This is a genomic window from Enterobacter sp. Ap-867 (assembly GCF_011752855.1).
Taxonomy (GTDB): Bacteria; Pseudomonadota; Gammaproteobacteria; order Enterobacterales; family Enterobacteriaceae; genus Cedecea.
In genome coordinates this window covers 265,673-282,792 of the sequence record NZ_VWWS01000002.1, presented here as the reverse complement: position 1 = coordinate 282,792, position 17,120 = coordinate 265,673, and the positions used below count along the sequence as shown (strand labels likewise).

The 17,120-nt window shown below is 54.9% G+C and carries 17 protein-coding genes; 12 read left to right on the top strand and 5 right to left on the bottom strand.

Features of this window, described 5'->3' with window-relative positions:
- The first annotated feature begins 45 nt into the window (after window positions 1-45).
- The 10 genes from exuR (at window position 46) to F3J26_RS08880 (ending at window position 5,949) form a co-directional block, all read left to right on the top strand.
- Window positions 46-822 (top strand): transcriptional regulator ExuR, encoded by a 777-nt coding sequence (gene exuR / locus F3J26_RS08925; protein WP_039299895.1) that lies wholly within the window; start codon window positions 46-48, stop codon window positions 820-822.
- 319 nt (window positions 823-1,141) lie between these two features.
- Window positions 1,142-1,804 (top strand): DedA family general envelope maintenance protein YqjA, encoded by a 663-nt coding sequence (yqjA, locus tag F3J26_RS08920; protein ID WP_008460467.1) that lies wholly within the window; start codon window positions 1,142-1,144, stop codon window positions 1,802-1,804.
- 9 nt (window positions 1,805-1,813) lie between these two features.
- A complete protein-coding gene (gene mzrA / locus F3J26_RS08915) occupies window positions 1,814-2,191 on the top strand; it encodes an EnvZ/OmpR regulon moderator MzrA (protein WP_166867124.1) in 378 nt (125 codons plus the stop codon).
- Window positions 2,192-2,364: 173 nt separating this feature from the next.
- Window positions 2,365-2,733, top strand: coding sequence for a DUF1090 domain-containing protein (locus F3J26_RS08910; protein ID WP_008460462.1), 369 nt, complete (start codon window positions 2,365-2,367; stop codon window positions 2,731-2,733).
- A gap of 50 nt (window positions 2,734-2,783) precedes the next feature.
- Window positions 2,784-3,089, top strand: a complete 306-nt coding sequence (locus F3J26_RS08905; protein ID WP_008460461.1) for an ElaB/YgaM/YqjD family protein — start codon at window positions 2,784-2,786, stop codon at window positions 3,087-3,089.
- Between the two features lies 1 nt (window position 3,090).
- On the top strand, window positions 3,091-3,489 hold the full coding sequence (locus F3J26_RS08900; RefSeq protein WP_008460458.1) for a phage holin family protein: 399 nt from the start codon (window positions 3,091-3,093) through the stop codon (window positions 3,487-3,489).
- Window positions 3,486-3,776, top strand: coding sequence for a YqjK-like family protein (locus tag F3J26_RS08895; protein ID WP_008460455.1), 291 nt, complete (start codon window positions 3,486-3,488; stop codon window positions 3,774-3,776). The genes F3J26_RS08900 and F3J26_RS08895 overlap by 4 nt, the downstream gene beginning before the upstream one ends.
- Window positions 3,777-4,023: 247 nt before the next feature.
- Window positions 4,024-4,416 carry a DoxX family protein gene (locus F3J26_RS08890; protein WP_038476076.1) on the top strand — a complete coding sequence of 131 codons (393 nt, stop codon included), beginning with the start codon at window positions 4,024-4,026 and terminating at the stop codon, window positions 4,414-4,416.
- A 73-nt stretch (window positions 4,417-4,489) separates the two neighbouring features.
- Entirely contained in the window at window positions 4,490-5,482 is a 993-nt protein-coding gene (locus F3J26_RS08885) for a glutathione S-transferase family protein (protein ID WP_166993361.1), read from the top strand.
- A 104-nt stretch (window positions 5,483-5,586) separates the two neighbouring features.
- Window positions 5,587-5,949 carry a DUF805 domain-containing protein gene (locus F3J26_RS08880; protein ID WP_166993359.1) on the top strand — a complete coding sequence of 121 codons (363 nt, stop codon included), beginning with the start codon at window positions 5,587-5,589 and terminating at the stop codon, window positions 5,947-5,949.
- A gap of 61 nt (window positions 5,950-6,010) precedes the next feature.
- On the opposite strand, the gene mpl is transcribed toward F3J26_RS08880, so the two are convergent.
- On the bottom strand, window positions 6,011-7,396 hold the full coding sequence (gene mpl / locus F3J26_RS08875; protein ID WP_008460447.1) for a UDP-N-acetylmuramate:L-alanyl-gamma-D-glutamyl-meso-diaminopimelate ligase: 1,386 nt from the start codon (window positions 7,394-7,396) through the stop codon (window positions 6,011-6,013).
- A 175-nt stretch (window positions 7,397-7,571) separates the two neighbouring features.
- Between mpl and fbp the strand changes: the two genes are divergently transcribed.
- A complete protein-coding gene (gene fbp / locus F3J26_RS08870) occupies window positions 7,572-8,570 on the top strand; it encodes a class 1 fructose-bisphosphatase (protein WP_008460446.1) in 999 nt (332 codons plus the stop codon).
- Window positions 8,571-8,617: 47 nt separating this feature from the next.
- On the opposite strand, the gene F3J26_RS08865 is transcribed toward fbp, so the two are convergent.
- Complete coding sequence (locus F3J26_RS08865) at window positions 8,618-10,171, bottom strand: methyl-accepting chemotaxis protein (protein WP_166993357.1); 1,554 nt, start codon at window positions 10,169-10,171, stop codon at window positions 8,618-8,620.
- Window positions 10,172-10,454: 283 nt separating this feature from the next.
- Between F3J26_RS08865 and ppa the strand changes: the two genes are divergently transcribed.
- Window positions 10,455-10,985: an inorganic diphosphatase gene (gene ppa / locus F3J26_RS08860; RefSeq protein WP_008460444.1), complete on the top strand. Its 531-nt coding sequence runs from the start codon at window positions 10,455-10,457 to the stop codon at window positions 10,983-10,985.
- A gap of 118 nt (window positions 10,986-11,103) precedes the next feature.
- Here ppa and F3J26_RS08855 read toward each other — a convergent pair whose 3' ends face one another.
- Genes F3J26_RS08855 through tamA form a run of 3 tightly spaced genes read right to left on the bottom strand, consistent with a single transcriptional unit; the run spans window position 11,104 to window position 16,960 of the window.
- Entirely contained in the window at window positions 11,104-11,448 is a 345-nt protein-coding gene (locus F3J26_RS08855) for a gamma-glutamylcyclotransferase family protein (protein WP_008460443.1), read from the bottom strand.
- A 2-nt stretch (window positions 11,449-11,450) separates the two neighbouring features.
- A complete protein-coding gene (gene tamB / locus F3J26_RS08850) occupies window positions 11,451-15,227 on the bottom strand; it encodes an autotransporter assembly complex protein TamB (RefSeq protein ID WP_166993354.1) in 3,777 nt (1,258 codons plus the stop codon).
- Window positions 15,224-16,960 carry an autotransporter assembly complex protein TamA gene (gene tamA / locus F3J26_RS08845; protein ID WP_008460440.1) on the bottom strand — a complete coding sequence of 579 codons (1,737 nt, stop codon included), beginning with the start codon at window positions 16,958-16,960 and terminating at the stop codon, window positions 15,224-15,226. Before tamA ends, tamB begins: the two co-directional genes overlap by 4 nt.
- Window positions 16,961-17,120: the final 160 nt, after the last annotated feature.

Here is a 17,120-nt window from a genome sequence, read left to right as displayed (position 1 = left end):
GGTATAACAAATTTATTCACGTACAGCCCTCTTCCGGAGCAACTTATGGATGCCGTAGAACCCCGCCGCCTTTATCAGCAGCTTGCCGCCGAATTAAAACAACGCATTGAAACCGGTGTTTATCAGGTCGGGGAAAAACTGCCTGCGGAGCGGTTTATCGCCGAAGAGAAAAACGTCAGCCGCACCGTCGTCCGCGAAGCAATCATCATGCTGGAAGTGGAAGGCTACGTTGAGGTTCGCAAGGGCTCGGGCATTCACGTCATGTCTAACCAGGCAAAATACATGACCGTGCCGGATGAGCGTTTTGAGTTTGCCAATTATGGCCCTTTCGAGCTGCTGCAGGCGAGGCAGCTTATTGAAAGTAATATCGCGGAGTTCGCCGCCACCCAGGTCACCAAGCAAGATATTGTGAAACTGATGGAGATCCAGGAAAAAGCGCGAAAAGAGCAAACTTACCGTGATTCTGAGTGGGATCTGCAGTTTCACGTCCAGGTTGCACTGGCTACGCAAAACGGCGCGCTGGCGACCATCGTCGAAAAAATGTGGAGTCACCGCATCCACAACCCGTACTGGAAGAAACTGCACGAACACATCGATATGCGCCCGGTAGACAACTGGTGTGATGATCACGATCAGATTCTTAAAGCTCTGATTCGTAAAGATCCACATGCGGCAAAACTGGCGATGTGGCAGCATCTGGAAAACACCCGTCAAATGCTGTTTAACGCCACCAGCGATGATTTTGAATTCAATGCCGACCGCTATTTCTTTGCAGAAAACCCGGTCATTCACCTTGATACAGCCGCAAACGGTCAAAAATAGTCATTTTTCCGGTCGAGGGTAAGCAAACCATAAATAGTGTCAGCGTTTGTAAATACCCTCGCCAGCCTCTCCCCCAGTAAGCAAAATCATTCCTCAACAAACTGCAAATACTGTGACGTATAACGCGTAGTTTTGTTACAATTAGATGCAATTTCACAGCCTGTGTGGGCTCAGCGCCATCCCGCTGTCGTTTCGCGTGGTATTAGTCCGACACCGCAGCACAGGCAGTGGGTTGTTGTCAGCAAATAAGAATAAAAACCATGCTGCATTCTGCTCATCCGTTTCACCGGCGGCCTAAACGAAGTGCCAGGAACCCTGAATGGAACTACTGACTCAACTGCTTTCCGCTCTCTGGAGCCAGGATTTTGAAACGCTTGCCAATCCATCGATGATTGGCATGCTCTATTTTGTGCTGTTCATGATTATATTTCTTGAGAACGGCATACTTCCGGCTGCGTTCTTACCCGGCGACAGCCTGCTGGTACTGGTCGGGGTACTGATCGCCAAAGGGGCGATGGGTTTCCCGGAAACGCTGGCGCTGTTGACCATAGCCGCGAGCCTCGGCAGCTGGCTGGGCTATATCCAGGGGCGCTGGTTGGGAAATACCCGTATTGTACAAAACTGGCTGTCGCACCTGCCGGCCCATTATCACCAGCGCTCACATCAGCTTTTCCATAAGCACGGGCTGTCTGCGCTGCTCATTGGCCGCTTTATTGCTTTTGTTCGTACCCTGCTGCCAACTATTGCCGGATTATCAGGTCTTAGTAGCGCACGTTTTCAGTTCTTCAACTGGATGAGCGGCCTGCTGTGGATATTGATTCTGACCACCCTGGGTTATCTGCTGGGCAAAACGCCTGTCTTCCTGAAGTACGAAGACGCCCTGATGTCATGCCTGATGCTGATCCCGGTGGTGCTTCTGGTCATCGGTCTGGTCGGTTCGTTAATCGTGCTTTGGCGTAAAAAACGCGGCCAGAGCAGTTAGAGGGATTCGATGAAATTAGCGTTCACACGCCGCCTGAAGGCGGCGCTGCTTGTTGGGGCCCTGGCGATTGCATCGCTGATGGTGTGGTCCGGCATGCAGAATAAGGATTCCACCCTCGAAATTCGTGCCTCGCGGCAGGGCGGGAGTATTCCCGATGGCTTTTATGTCTGGCACCACCTGGATGCCAACGGTATCCGCTTTAAAAGCATTACGCCGCTCAATAACACGCTATTGGTTACGTTTGATTCCAGCGCGCAGAGTGAGGCGGCGAAAGAAGTCCTCAACCGCACGCTGCCTCAGGGGTATGTCATTGCCCAGCAGGACGGCGATAAAGACGCGCTAGCCTGGCTCTCTATTCTGCGCCCTGACCACAACCACCTCGGCTGACCCCTTCTTTCAGTCTGAATTTGCTATCATCTTCTAGGTTTTTAGCAGATTCATGACTATGCTTTAGCTGTTTTTACTACGCTTTATCTGCGCTTTTTCGACACTCTGGAACGACGCATGGAGTATGATCGTCTGATACTTTTATGATTCGTCTTACAATGGAAGGTTTAACCATGAATTACCGCACCGTACTGGCTCTTGCTTTACTCACGCTAACCTCTGCCGCACAGGCAAATACCTTGTGCAACGAGAAAGAGCAGGATATTCAACGCGAGATTGGCTATGCGGAAAAACATAATAATCAGCACCGTATTGATGGCCTGAAAAAGGCCCTGAGTGAAGTACGCACCAACTGCAGCGACACTAGCCTGCGTGCGGAGCACCAAAAGAAGATAGCCAAACAAAAAGCGGAAATCGAAGAGCGTAAAGCCGATCTCATCGAAGCCCGTCAGAAGGGTGACCCGGACAAAATCACCAAACGCGAGAAGAAACTTGCGGAAGCAGAAGATAGCCTCAAAGCTTTAGAGAAGCGTGATTACTGATTGTGTAGTCGCAGACTTTAAGGATCCATCTCAAACACTCGGAGAGAACTATGTCAAAAGATACTACGTCAGAACATTTACGCGCTGAGTTGAAATCCCTGGCAGATACGCTTGAAGAAGTCCTGAGTGCGTCCACGGACAAGTCAAAAACTGAACTGGACAAACTGCGTGCCAAAGCGGAAAAAACGCTAAAAGAGAGCCGGGATCGCCTGGGTGAAACCAGCGAAGCCATCGCCAAACAGACCCGTGAAGCGGCTGCCAAAGCGGATGATTATGTTCGCGAGAACCCTTGGACCGGTGTAGGCATTGGTGCGGCGGTAGGCGTCGTGCTGGGTGTGCTGCTGGCACGTCGCTAAGATGGCGGATTCTCACCAAAGCCAGGGGCCGGGCAAAAGCGTACTCGGCGTTGGCCAGCGGCTGGTGACGATTCTGGTCGGCATGGTCGAAACGCGCGTGCGTCTTGCCGTCGTCGAACTGGAAGAGGAAAAAGCGCACATCGTTCAGCTGCTGCTGATGCTGGGGCTGACCATGCTGTTCGCTGCCTTTGGCTTAATGAGCCTGATGGTGCTGATTATCTGGGCCGTTGATCCGCAGTATCGTCTTAACGCCATGATTGCTACCACCGTCGTCCTGCTGTCGCTGGCATTGATCGGCGGTATCTGGACGCTGCGGAAGTCCCGTCAATCAACCCTGCTGCGCCACACCCGGCGCGAGCTGGAAAACGACAGGGCCCTGCTGGAAGAGGATAAGCGATGAGCGATGCCGAACGTGATAAACGTAAAGCCTATCTGCTCAGTCAGGTTCAGCAGCAGCGGCTCGATCTCAGCGCCGCAAAACGCGACTGGCTGCAGGTCACCAGCCCCTACGATCGCGGCTGGAACACCTTAGTCAGCCTGCGTAGCTACGCGATGATCGCCAGCAGCGTGTTGGCAATCTGGACGGTGAAGCACCCAGGTAAGTTCATGCGCTGGGCCAAACGAGGATTTGGCGCCTGGAGCACCTGGCGGCTGATTCGTAACACGCTTAACACGCCTTCGCGCTAAACTTAAACACCGCCTCTGGCGGTGTTTTTATTTCTGCCCCTTCTCTTCCATACCTCGTATTTTTACTTTCCTGACTTAGTTTCCTCAGGATATTTGAAGAACTTAGACAGTTTTCCTTGCTAACAATCTTTTTTCACCCCGTCTATTATCCTCCCCATCGACAGCAAACATCGGTAATCACTGGAGTTTGCACACCTTTTAAGCCCTGGCCGAGAACGCCGGAAAAAAAGAACCGCTGGAGAGAAAAATGAAAAAATTAGAAGATGTTGGCGTACTGGTTGCTCGTATTCTGATGCCAATCCTGTTTATTACCGCTGGCTGGGGCAAAATCACCGGTTATGCAGGCACACAGCAGTACATGGAAGCCATGGGCGTGCCGGGTGCGCTGCTGCCGCTGACCATTCTGCTTGAGTTCGGCGGCGGTCTGGCTATTCTGTTCGGCTTCCTGACCCGTACAACCGCGCTGATCACTGCGCTGTTTACCGTGCTGACCGCGTTCCTGTTCCACAGCAACTTTGCTGAAGGCGTGAACTCTATTATGTTCATGAAAAACTTCACCATCGCAGGTGGCTACCTGTTGCTGGCGGTCTTCGGCCCAGGCGCAATCAGCCTTGACCGCGTCCTGAATAAAAAATGGTAAGCGTTCTATACTGATGAACACCGAGAAAGCGAAGACACCGTCTTCGCTTTTTTGCTATTGAGGAGGAGAAAAAATGGGACAACTCATCGACGGCGTCTGGCATGACGTCTGGTACGACACCAAATCGACCGGCGGCCGCTTTAAACGCTCTGAATCCGCCTTCCGCAACTGGCTGACTGCCGACGGTGCAGCAGGCCCTTCCGGCAAAGCGGGATTCGCCGCAGAGAAAGATCGCTATCATCTCTATGTGTCTCTTGCCTGCCCCTGGGCGCACCGGACGCTTATCGTGCGTAAGCTAAAAGGCCTCGAGCCCTTTATTTCCGTTTCCGTCGTTAACCCGTTGATGCTGCAAAACGGCTGGACGTTCGCGGAAAATTTCCCGGAGGCAACCGGCGACACGCTTTACCACCATGAGTTCCTCTACCAGCTTTATCTGCAGGCCGATCCTCATTACACGGGCCGCGTGACGGTGCCCGTACTTTGGGATAAGAAAAACCAGACGATCGTCAGCAACGAGTCCGCAGAAATCATTCGGATGTTTAATACGGCTTTTGATGCCCTGGGTGCGCGTCCCGGCAACTATTACCCCGACGAGCTAAAAGGCGAGATTGATGAGCTGAACGGCTGGATTTATGACACGGTGAATAACGGCGTATACAAAGCGGGCTTTGCCACTTCTCAGGAAGCCTACGATGAAGCCGTTGAAAAAGTCTTTATCTCCCTGGCGCGTCTGGAGCAAATTCTTGGCCAGCATCGCTACTTAACCGGCCCGCAGCTAACCGAGGCAGACATTCGCCTGTGGACGACCCTTGTCCGTTTTGACCCGGTGTATGTCACCCACTTTAAGTGCGATAAATACCGCATCAGCGACTACCCAAATCTTTACGGCTTCCTGCGCGATATCTATCAGTTACCCGGCGTCCGTGAAACGGTAAGTTTCCCGCATATCCGTACCCACTATTATTGCAGCCATAAAACTATCAACCCAACCGGCATCATTTCCATCGGCCCTGCACAAGATTTAGACGAGCCGCACGGGCGAGATGAGCGGTTTAGGAAGAGTTAAGAATATTCAGCACAACAACGATTTACGGCCTGTGCATTCACGACTATTCTTGAATCGATCGCTTCCCGTTCAGGTGATTGTCGGATAATCAAGGCAGGCCTTAGATGGATTGGTATTTCAAAGCATTAAGAAATTACATTGGGTTTGGCGGGCGGGCTCGCCGCAAAGAGTATTGGATGTTTCATCTGGTGAACTTCATCCTGGCGGGCGTGCTGAGCGTGCTGGATAAAATGCTTGGGCTTCACATCGCCAAGGATGAAGGGGCGCTCACCACGATTTATACCGTTCTGGTTTTGCTGCCGCTTTGGGCAGTCCAGTTTCGCCGCCTGCACGACACCGACCGCTCAGCCTGGTGGCTGCTGCTGCTGTTAATCCCGATTGTCGGCTGGCTGATTATTCTGGCATTCAACTGCCAGGATGGCACGCCGGGAACTAACCGCTTTGGGCCAGATTCTAAGGCCCCCTGAACTCTACTAAACAAAAAGGGCGTCCCGTAAGGCACGCCCTTTTTCTCATCATACTCTGCGCTTAAAACGCCTGCTCACTCTGCTGTTCAGCTTTCTTCGCCAGACCATCCAGCAGTTTCTGATGAATACCGCCGAAGCCGCCGTTGCTCATGACCAGAATATGGTCGCCAGGCTGGGCCGTTTTCACTACCATCTCCGCGAGCGTGTCCACGTCTGCGCTCCAGTGCGCTGGCTGCACGCACGCTTCCGCCACTTCAGCAACCTGCCACGGAATGTGCTGCGGCTGAAGCAGGAACACTTCGTCCGCGCGCCCCAGCGAAGGAGCCAGATCGTCTTTGCAGACGCCCATTTTCATGGTGTTAGAACGAGGTTCCAGCACGGCCAGAATGCGAGCGGTGCCGCCCACTTTCCCGCGCAGGGCAGCAAGCGTAGCCAGAATCGCCGTCGGGTGATGTGCAAAATCGTCATAAACGGTGACGCCATGCGCTTCGCCGCGCAGTTCAAGGCGGCGACGAGCGTTCACAAAACTACCCAGCGCCTGGGCCGCGTCAGCGGGGGTAACGCCAACATGGCGGGCAGCGGCAATAGCCATCAGGCCGTTATGCATGTTGTGTTCGCCGACCAGCTGCCAGTTCACGGTGCCAACGCATTCGCCATCCAGGTAAACTTCCCACTGAGAAGCATCGGTCGTCAGCTTCTTCGCCTGCCAGTGGCCCTGATCGCCCACCAGCTCCTGCTCACTCCAGCAGCCCATCGCCAGGGTTTGCTTCAGATTGGCGTCGTTTTCCGGCCAGATAATTTTGCCCTGCCCCGGGACAATGCGCACCAGGTGATGGAACTGCTTCTGGATCGCTTTCAGATCGTCAAAGATATCCGCGTGATCGAACTCAAGGTTATTGAGGATCAGCGTCCGCGGGCAGTAATGGACAAATTTGGAGCGTTTGTCGAAGAACGCGCAGTCATATTCATCGGCTTCAATAACGAAGAAGGGGCTATCGCCCAGACGCGCAGAGACGTCAAAGTTGCCCGGTACGCCGCCGATAACAAAGCCAGGCTTGTAGCCGCAGGCTTCAAGGATCCAGGTCGCCATACCGGCGGTGGTGGTTTTCCCGTGCGTCCCCGCCACCGCAATCACCCAGCGGTCACGCAGCACAAAATCATGCAGCCACTGCGGGCCGGACATATACGGAATGCCCTGCTCAAGAACGGCTTCCACGCACGGATTACCGCGCGTCATCGCGTTGCCGATGATCACCAGGTCCGGGTGCGGGTCGAGCTGGCTTGCGTCATAACCTTCGATTAACGAGATCCCCTGCTCTTCGAGCAGCGTACTCATCGGTGGGTAAACATTGGCGTCCGAGCCCGTCACTTCATGCCCTAAAGAGCGTGCCAGCATCGCCAGGCCGCCCATAAAGGTGCCACAGATCCCTAGAATATGAATGCGCATACGAAACTATCCTTTCTTTGTTTGGCGCACATTCTAACCGCATGGCTGCGGAGGCGAAACGCATTTCAGGATATTCCTTATCTTGCTGGCGCGATTCACCAGTGCGCGACAATTTGAAAATTTGTTAAGATTGTTGCGATCGCTTTATCCAACATAATGATGCAGGGAAAGTGTTATGAAAACGTTAGGTGAATTTATTGTCGAAAAGCAGCATGAGTTTTCCCATGCTACCGGTGAGCTCACGGCTTTACTGTCGGCAATAAAGCTGGGCGCTAAAATCATCCACCGCGATATCAATAAGGCCGGTCTGGTCGATATCCTGGGGGCGAGCGGTGCCGAAAACGTGCAGGGCGAAGAGCAGCAAAAACTCGACCTGTTCGCGAATGAAAAACTGAAGGCAGCGTTAAAAGCGCGCGGTATTGTGGCCGGTATCGCCTCCGAAGAAGAAGACGAGATCGTGGTCTTTGAAGGCGCCGAGCAGGCAAAATATGTCGTGCTGATGGACCCGCTTGACGGATCTTCTAACATCGATGTCAACGTGTCCGTTGGCACCATTTTCTCTATTTACCGCCGCATTACGCCAGTCGGCACGCCGGTCACCGAGGAGGATTTCCTCCAGCCGGGTAACCAACAGGTTGCCGCCGGCTACGTGGTTTACGGCTCATCAACGATGCTGGTTTACACCACCGGCTGCGGCGTACACGCCTTCACCTACGATCCTTCTCTCGGCGTTTTCTGCCTGAGTCAGGAACGTATGCGCTTCCCGGAGAGAGGCAACACCTACTCCATTAACGAAGGCAACTACATTAAATTCCCGACCGGCGTGAAGAAGTACATCAAGTTCTGCCAAGAAGAAGATGCCGCCAGCAAGCGCCCGTACACCTCGCGCTACATCGGTTCACTGGTGGCGGACTTCCACCGCAACCTGCTGAAAGGCGGGATTTATCTTTACCCAAGCACCGCCAGCCACCCGGAAGGCAAGCTGCGTTTGCTGTATGAGGGCAACCCAATGGCGTTCCTCGCGGAACAGGCCGGCGGGAAAGCCAGCGACGGGAAAGAGAGAATTCTGGATATCATCCCAACCACGCTGCACCAGCGCCGCCCGTTCTTCGTCGGCACAAAACACATGGTCGATGACGTAGAGCGTTTTATTCGCGAATACCCGGACGCCTGATTTCCCAACGTGATACGCCTCTCCTTTATGGGAGAGGCGTGACGAGATTAATAGCGGAACGAAGCCATCGCGGCGACCAGCTGCTGCGACTGCTCTTCAAGCGAATGCGTTGCCGCAGTGGACTGCTCAACTAAAGCCGCGTTCTGCTGTGCCGCTTCATCCATCTGGCTGACCGCAATATTCACCTGCTCAATACCGTGGCTTTGCTCGTTTGACGCGTTGGCAATTTCGCGAACCAGTTTGGTCATGCGCATAATTTCTTCGGCGATTTCGTCCATGGTTTCCCCGGCCTGCTGCGCCAGCTCGCTGCCCTCACCCACGTGCGTTTGCGAATCGGAAATCAATGCGCGGATCTCTTTTGCTGCCTCGGCGCTGCGGCTTGCCAGGGTACGAACTTCACCGGCGACCACGGCAAAACCACGGCCTTGTTCACCCGCGCGGGCAGCTTCCACCGAAGCGTTAAGGGCCAGAATATTGGTCTGGAAAGCGATGCCGTCGATAACGCTCAGGATGTCGGCGATACGCCCCGCGCTACCGGAAATATCGCGCATTTTCTCAATGACGTAGCACACCATTTCGCTGCCGCGGTCGGCGGTATCGGAGACGACTTTCGCCAGCTTGTGCGCCTGCTCGGCGTTATCGGCGTTTTGCTTCACCGTCGCGGTAATTTGCTCCATGCTGGCCGCTGTTTCTTCCAACGAGGTCGCCGTGGACTCCGTACGCTGAGAAAGATTGAGGTTGCCGGCCGCCAGTTCACGGCTGCCGGTATCAATCTGGGAAGAGGCATCCCGCACGCGGCTGACCGACTCCACCAGCGAGGTTCTCATCGCCACAATCGCGCTGGCAAGACGGCCAAATTCATTGTTGCCCGTTTGCGGAAGCGGTTGGGTCAGGTCGCCATCGGCCACAAACTCCAGTTGGTGAATCGCCTCATCCAGCGGCTTCAACAGCAGGTGACGCAGCGCCAGCCAGACCAGCACAATAATCGCGGCGGTCAGCAGTGCGGCAAAAATAATAAAGCCCAGAACAAGGGTCTTGTGCAGCTGAACGGCAGCCACTTCACTGTTTCCGCGCGTTTCGCCCCAGCTCTGGAAAGCCTGCACGTCATTATCAAACTTCTGTCCCAGCGGGATCAGGCTTTTTTCCAGCAGGTCGTAATAGTCGTCCGGGCTTTGCTTTTGCAGCGCGGCCAGCATCGGCGTAATACCTTGTGCCTGATAGGCGCCAAAGCTTTGCGCCAGGCCGGTAAGCAGGGCGTTACCCTGGTCGTCATTCACGCCGCTGTCGATGACGGACTTCAGGTTTTTCTGCGCCAGCCCAACTTCACCCACGATATTCTGCGTGGCTTTTGTCGCGTCGTCCAGCATGCCAATTTCCATCTGGCGCACCGCCTGGCTTGCCTCGTTTCTGGCGCGAAGCAGCAGAATATAGCCATCGCTAATGCGCACCATTTGCTCACCCTGCAGGCGGTTGATGCGCTCAAGAGAAGTGGAACTTTGCTGCAGGGCATAAATGCCGATGCCGCTTACAACCAACAGCAAGAACGTCATAACCGCTAACAGCGTCAGCAGCCCCGTGCGAATCGACAAATTTCTCAACATGCTTAATTCCCGGTTTAACGATGGCTCATGAATAAAGTAGTGAGCGTGTTATCGGCAATTTTCGGAAATTGTTTAATCAATTTGCGTGATTTACGTTCGTTAAGTGCTTGTTGCCATGATGTTTAACTCAATTATGACAATGAAATGACTCAAGATTTGAGTAGCCTGAAGCGGGGCATTTGGTGCATCCGGAGGGTAGCGGTCAAAAAACAGCAAAAGACATTTAACCGCAGTTGGCTATAATATCGGGCACTTGAAATACACCAGGTTAAAGGAAACAGACATGAGCTTACTCAACGTCCCTGCGGGTAAAGATCTGCCGGAAGACATCTACGTTGTTATCGAAATCCCTGCTAACGCCGATCCAATCAAATACGAAGTAGACAAAGAGAGCGGCGCGCTGTTTGTTGACCGTTTCATGTCTACCGCGATGTTCTACCCGTGCAACTACGGTTACATCAACCACACCCTGTCTCTGGACGGTGACCCGGTTGACGTGCTGGTCCCAACTCCATACCCGCTGGAGCCAGGTAGCGTGATCCGTTGCCGTCCAGTTGGCGTTCTGAAAATGACCGACGAGTCTGGCGAAGATGCAAAACTGGTTGCGGTTCCGCACACCAAACTGAGCAAAGAGTACGATCACATCAAAGATGTGAACGACCTGCCAGAACTGCTGAAAGCGCAGATCACTCACTTCTTCGAGCACTACAAAGATCTCGAGAAAGGCAAATGGGTGAAAGTTGACGGCTGGGATAACGCCGAAGCTGCTAAAGCTGAAATCATCGCTTCTTTCGAACGCGCAGCTAAGAAGTAAGTTAGCCCGCCAGAAAGAAAAAACACCGCCCAAGGGCGGTGTTTTTGTTTCTGCCTCCACCTCATCAGGCAGACAGGCAAAAAAACGGCCACGTGTTGGCGTGGCCGCTTAGGTGTGATTAATACTTTTCTCGATCCAGCCAGTTCCCGCTGTCGATACGGGTTAACCCCTCGACAGGACGCTGATAGACATACATCCACGCGCCGCCGTAAGGGGTCTGAATCAGCTGACGGCTGTACTCTCCCCCTTTGGTGCGCAGCGCGTCCAGCTCAGAAAGCGTAGAGGCGTCTATCCGGTAAACTTCGCCGGAGACCACGCCATCACCCGGCACGGCGCCTGGATAATGCCCAAGGCTATACAACACGTAGTTTTCCTGCGTGTGGTCGCCCAGCCACTGGGCGTTGGTCATCCAGTGGCTGTTGCCTTGTTTGCGTCGTAAACTGCCGTAAACAAATATTCGCATTGCTAAAACTCAAACTGATAGAGCAGATCTAGTGCCTGATCTACGCCAGACACCGCTTCCAGATACAGCTTAGGCATCAGACGATAACGTAACGTTAACGTCGCCAGAGAGTCAAAAATACCTACGCCATATTTAACCTGTAGACCCGGCAGTACATAGCCGCTAACCACCACCTGAGAGGAATCACCCACCCCCGCGGTGTCGAGCGCCAGATTGCTTACGCCAAACGTCTCGCCGATTTTACCCACAACCTGACCACTTTGTGCAACCCCCAGACCCACAAGCATCGATGTCATCGCGTCGCCGTCGTTGCCGGAAGTGTCTAAGCCCTGGCCGCGAAGCAGGTAGGACAAGGCTTCCTGCTGGGACATCGCCGGATCCGAGAATATTTCAGCTTTTGGTTCATCTGCCGGGCCGGTCACACGCACGCCAGCCGTCACGCTGTTTTCGGTCGAGTCCGGGTTACGGATGGCTTCAATATTCAGGTACGGGTTGTCCGGCGGGCCGGAGAACAACAGCTCGCCTTTGCGGACGATAAGATCCTGCCCGTAAGCATGGAATCGGCCCTGAGGAATGTTGATCTGGCCGTTGAGGCCGAGTCCCTGCTTGTCCTGCACCATTTTCAGGTCGCCGGTCAGACGTGCTTTCAGGCCGAAAGCGTCCAGCCGCACGTTGTTGCCGACGTGAATCGTCAGGTTGCTGTTGATCGGGATCCCGGCAGATTTAGGGTTAATCGGCTTCAGATCTTTATCCAGCATCACTTCATCGCTGGAGACGCCCACGGCGCTGTCCGGCACATCATGCACCACGATTCGCGCCCACGGCACATCAACGTTACCGTTGAGGGTAAACAGGCTTGGCGTGGCCACAAATTCAATATCCGGGGAAACGTCCAGGCGCACCATCGGCGGCACGGTAATGCGCACTTTGCTGCCCTTCGCGGCTATGCGCGCCCGCCAGTTGTCGATTTGCGTCCAGTCGGCGTCACCGCTTAACACAATCTGCCCCTGCTTCGTGCGCACCACGCCCTGCAGCGTGGAGTTCATCCCGTTAAAGTTCATGGCAATCTGGCTAGGCTGCATCTCGAACGGCATAAAGTTGCCTTCGACATCGACGCCATTAAGCTGCATTTGTCCGAACATCTGCGGCCGCTCAAGGTTGCCGCCGAGGCGTAAGTTCGCGTTCAGCGTACCGTCCGCCTTTTCGCCTTTCGAGAAGATGGCGTTAGCAATCGCCAGGGAGAAGTTGCGAATATTGACGTTGCCGCCAAGGTTACGCCGCCCCTGTGGGTCGGTGATTTGAACCTGGCCGTCGAACTGCCCGTTATTCGCCACCTTCACCAGCCAGCCAAGCTGGGCGCGGTTATTCTTCAGTTCGGCGTTGAGGTTTAGCGTGTCGAAGGCAACCGGCAAAGTATTGCCGTTCACGACCTGCGCCACTTTCACGCCGCGCCCGCTGAGCGTCACCTGGCCCTGCGGCAGGCCACCAGCTTCGCTGTCCCAGCTCACGTCTGCCTTACCGGTAAACATGCCGCTGGCCTGAGTATCCGCCGGCATCACTGGTTTAAGCATGGCAAGATCGAAGCGGTTGAGGTTTACCAGCGCCCGCCCCTTCGCCCCGGCGTCGATAGTTTGCGGCACACACAGTTCGGCATTCGGGTTAACCCAGCAGTGCGGGCCAATGGCGATTTTCTGTTCTTTATTGCGGAAGTCCAGCGTCAGCTCGCGGTTGAGCGCCCACGGTCCTACCGGCGTATCAAAACGCGTATCCGTTAACTTGCCGCGCCAGCGCTCTTCGTTACGGTCGAAGCTGCCGCTCAGGTTGAGGCGCCCGGAAACAGGCTCTCCCTGAACGCGCAGTTGAAGCTGGTGCTGCTTCTCATCACCCTTCGCGTCCAGCGTGACCAGATCAACCTTCACGCCCGGCTGAGCAACACGTTCTACGCGCAGGTTGAGGTTCCCGGCAATTTGGTCGCTCGATTTTACATCGCCTTTCAGCAGAACACGGGCAATCGTCAACTCCTGCCAGCGCAGGCCGTTAGCGGTCAGGTCAGCCAGCAATTGTGGCGCTTTCACGTCGCCGCGAACCTTCACGATCCCTTTCGCCGTTCCGCCTAAACCAGGCAAGGCGTTATCCAGATTTGGGGCATTGATATTTGCGTCCAGGTTGAGATCTTTTTCGCCCAGTTCGCCTTTCACATCCACCGTATTGCGGCCCAGCGCCACATGCAGGCCCGGCACCTTCCACTGCATGTAGCTGCTACCCTGCAGAGTGCCTTCCACATTGACCTTATTCTGCTTCACATTGCCGGCAAGCTTCAGCTCGGGAATATCCAGCTGCCAGCTGCCGCCATACAGGCTGCCCCGGGTTTTGATCTTACCGTCCAGCTTCGCGGGCCAGTCCGGGAACTGCTTAGCCGTGTTGATGCCGGCCAGCGTTAACTCCCCCTGCCAGCTGATGGCTTTGCTCCAGTCCACCAGCGCTTTCAGATCCGTATTCCCCTGTAGCGCAGCCACGCGCAGCTTATCGAGGCTAAACTGCTGTTCGTTGCCTTTGCCGTCCAGCGTGATGGTGGCAGGTGGAACCTGATCGCCCTTCACGGCAGTACTAAAGGCGAGCTTGTAGTCGGTCATTTTACCGGTCAGACGCAGTTTAAGATCGTCGGCCTGGTACTGCTTCTCGCCGGTCAGCGGCCAGGCAAGCTGCTTGCTGTCCAGTTCAACGTTGAGCGGCAGCCCGGCTTCGGCAAGTCGGGTTTTGGCATTCAACTGCATCCCCACCGGCCCTGAAAGGTTGACGCCCACTTTGAGCTCGTCGCGCAGGGCGCCGCCCACGGTCATCTTCACCTTTTCGCCTTTCAGCGGGTCGATGTTCAGCGTGCTGTTGAGCGTTAAGTCAACCGGCCAGTTGTCGCGTAGCTGCGCGCTGCCGGTGGCATTCACCAGCCCCTGAGAGGAGTCCACATCCAACGCATCCAGCTTGAGATTGCCGTCGATGCTGCTCACTTTCAGCAGCAGCGAGTTGACCAGCAAATCCGTATCGCCGGTCAGTCGCAGGCGTGCGCCGCGAAACTCCTGAATATTCAGATTTACCGGCAAATTCACATCCGTCATTTCCGGCAGCAGCGGCTTCTCAAACAGTTGCTTCAGCGTTTCCCCGAGCGGCGCTTCTTCCGGCTGAGGGTGTTGAATTTTCGGCTCAACAATCTCTTCTTTTGCCACCTGCGCGGCCTTCGGCAACGCAATCAGCAAGCCTTCAAGCGATGTCGGGGTCAGCGTCAGGTTGCGCTGCTCCCAGGTCAGGCCGCTGGTGAAGTCCATCACCGAGACGGTGGTGTCGTCGATTTTCACGTTAACGTTATTCAACGCCACGCGGCTCAGGGTAATCGGGTACGGCGTGGAGAGGTTCAGCGGGCCGCTGTCCTCTTCCTGCACCGGGGCAGACGGCGGCATTTTTTTCGTGTCGACCGCAACATCCACATCTTTCAGCGAGAAATCATTTACGCACAGGCTGCTGTGCCACAGGCAGTTTAGCTTCACCGCAAGGTGAACCTCGCCCGCACGCACCGCGACCCCGGGCTGCTCATAGCGCAGGTTCTTTAACATCAGATTACGCCAGCCGCCGTCAACCTGAGCGATATTCAGCCCCGGCACCCAGCGATTAGCGCCTTTAAACAGCAAATGCAGTCCTGGCGTAGTCCCCACCAGGAAACCGACTGCTGCGATCAGCAGCACAATCACAGCCAGCACCGCGAGGCTTATTTTCTTCCAGCGACTCATAGTTCAGGCCCCAAACCGATGTAAAACTGTAAACCGTGCTCTTCCTTGTCACCCACCGGTACGGCGAAGTCGAGCTTGATAGGCCCAACCGGGGACTGCCAGCGCACGCCAACGCCCGCGCCGGTTTTGAAGTTGCTGCGTTTGATGTCATTCACCGCTTCACCGGAGTCAACGAACGCCGCGCCCCACCATTTGCCGGTCACGTTGTACTGGTACTCCAGCGAGCCGGTTGCCAGCTTGGAGGCCCCCGTTAACTTGCCGTTGCTATCTTCTGGCGATATCGATTTGTATTTATAGCCACGAATACTGCGGTCGCCCCCGGCGAAGAAACGCAGATCAGGCGGCACTTTTTTGAAGTCGTTGGTTTCGATCCACCCCACGTTGCCGCGCACGACAAAACGATGTTTTTCATACAGCGAACGTATCCAAACGTTTTGTGCCTGGAACACGCCGAAATCGACGCCGGAACCCCAGGCCGTATTAGAGACATCGATCGAGTAACGCTGTGAGTCACCCCACGTAGGCATCAGGCCCCCACGTGAGCGGGTACGGTTCAGGCTGACGCCGGGGTAAAGCAGCATGGTCGTGTTGGTGACATCTGCCTGCGTAAAGTGGTCGAGGCTCCAGCGCAGGTTAACGGCGCGTTGCCAGCCGCTGGACATATCCCAGTAACGGGACAGCGCTACGGTGGTGGAGTCCGATTTTGTGTCGTTGAGATCGGTTCGCTTAAAACCGCCCTGGACCAGGTAGTACTGCTCCAGCGGACTTTTTAACAGCGGAACTTTGTAGCTGAAATCGAGCGTTTGCTCCGGCCCGGAAAGGCTGGTGCTGGTTGTCAGGCTGTGGCCGTAGGAGTTCATCCACGGTTTTTTCCAGCTGGCCTTCACGCGCGGCCCTACGTCCGTGGAGTAACCCACCCCGGTTTCAATTGTGTTTTCAGTGCGCGGCGTCACCACGCCCTGCAATGGCAGCACTTTAGTCTGGCGTGATTTGTCAAATTCGGGCGCCACCACTACGGAGTTAAACCAGCCGGTGGCGGACAGGCGGCGGTTAAGCTCGGCCAGATCGCTCGACTGGTAATAGTCCCCTTGCTTGAAGGGCACAAGATTTTGCAAATACTCTTCGCGAATCTGGGAGCCCTGAAAGGTCACCGCCCCAAAGCGATAGCGCTCGCCGCTGTCGTAGTCGATATCCCAGAATGCCTGATGCCTTTCGAGAGATACACCTAGCTGGCTCTTACGGAAATCGCTGTCGAAGTAGCCCTTACGCAGCGCGATACTGGAGAGGCTTTTTTTGAAGTTATCGTAGTCAGCGTGATCGAGCACGGTACCTATTTTTGGCCGCTTGGGCAGCAATGCCAGATAGTCTTTATCCGTCCGCGCACCGCCGCGCAAAATCACATCAGTGCCGCCGATTAACACGGGCTGCCCGGCGTCAACTTGTGCCAGCAAAACCTGACGCCCCCCGTTCTGCGGCGGTGGTTTAAGCGTGAAATTGATGGTGGGCTCGTAGTAGCCCAACGCCTTTAGCCCTGCGCGAATGGCGTCGTCGACGCGTGCCTGGAAGCGACGATCCGGCGTCACTTCATCGCTTTGGATGGTTGAAAGCTGAGCGCGGACGTTTTTTTGCAGTTCACCGCTGAGTCCCTCAACCTGCAAACGCACGCTCGCGGCGTTTGCCCATGCGCTCGCCACACACAGGCTTGTAATACATAAAGTACGGATTACTGGCACGTTTTCTCCTGAATATCCTTGTTCCCACCCCTGGAAGGAAACGTCATTCCCGCTCCGCGGATTAACAAAACCCTAACATCGAGGGTTGAAAATAACTCACTAGCCTAAATCTTTCTTATATGTAATGTAGTCTGTAACTCGGATGTATTGTCTGCAATTG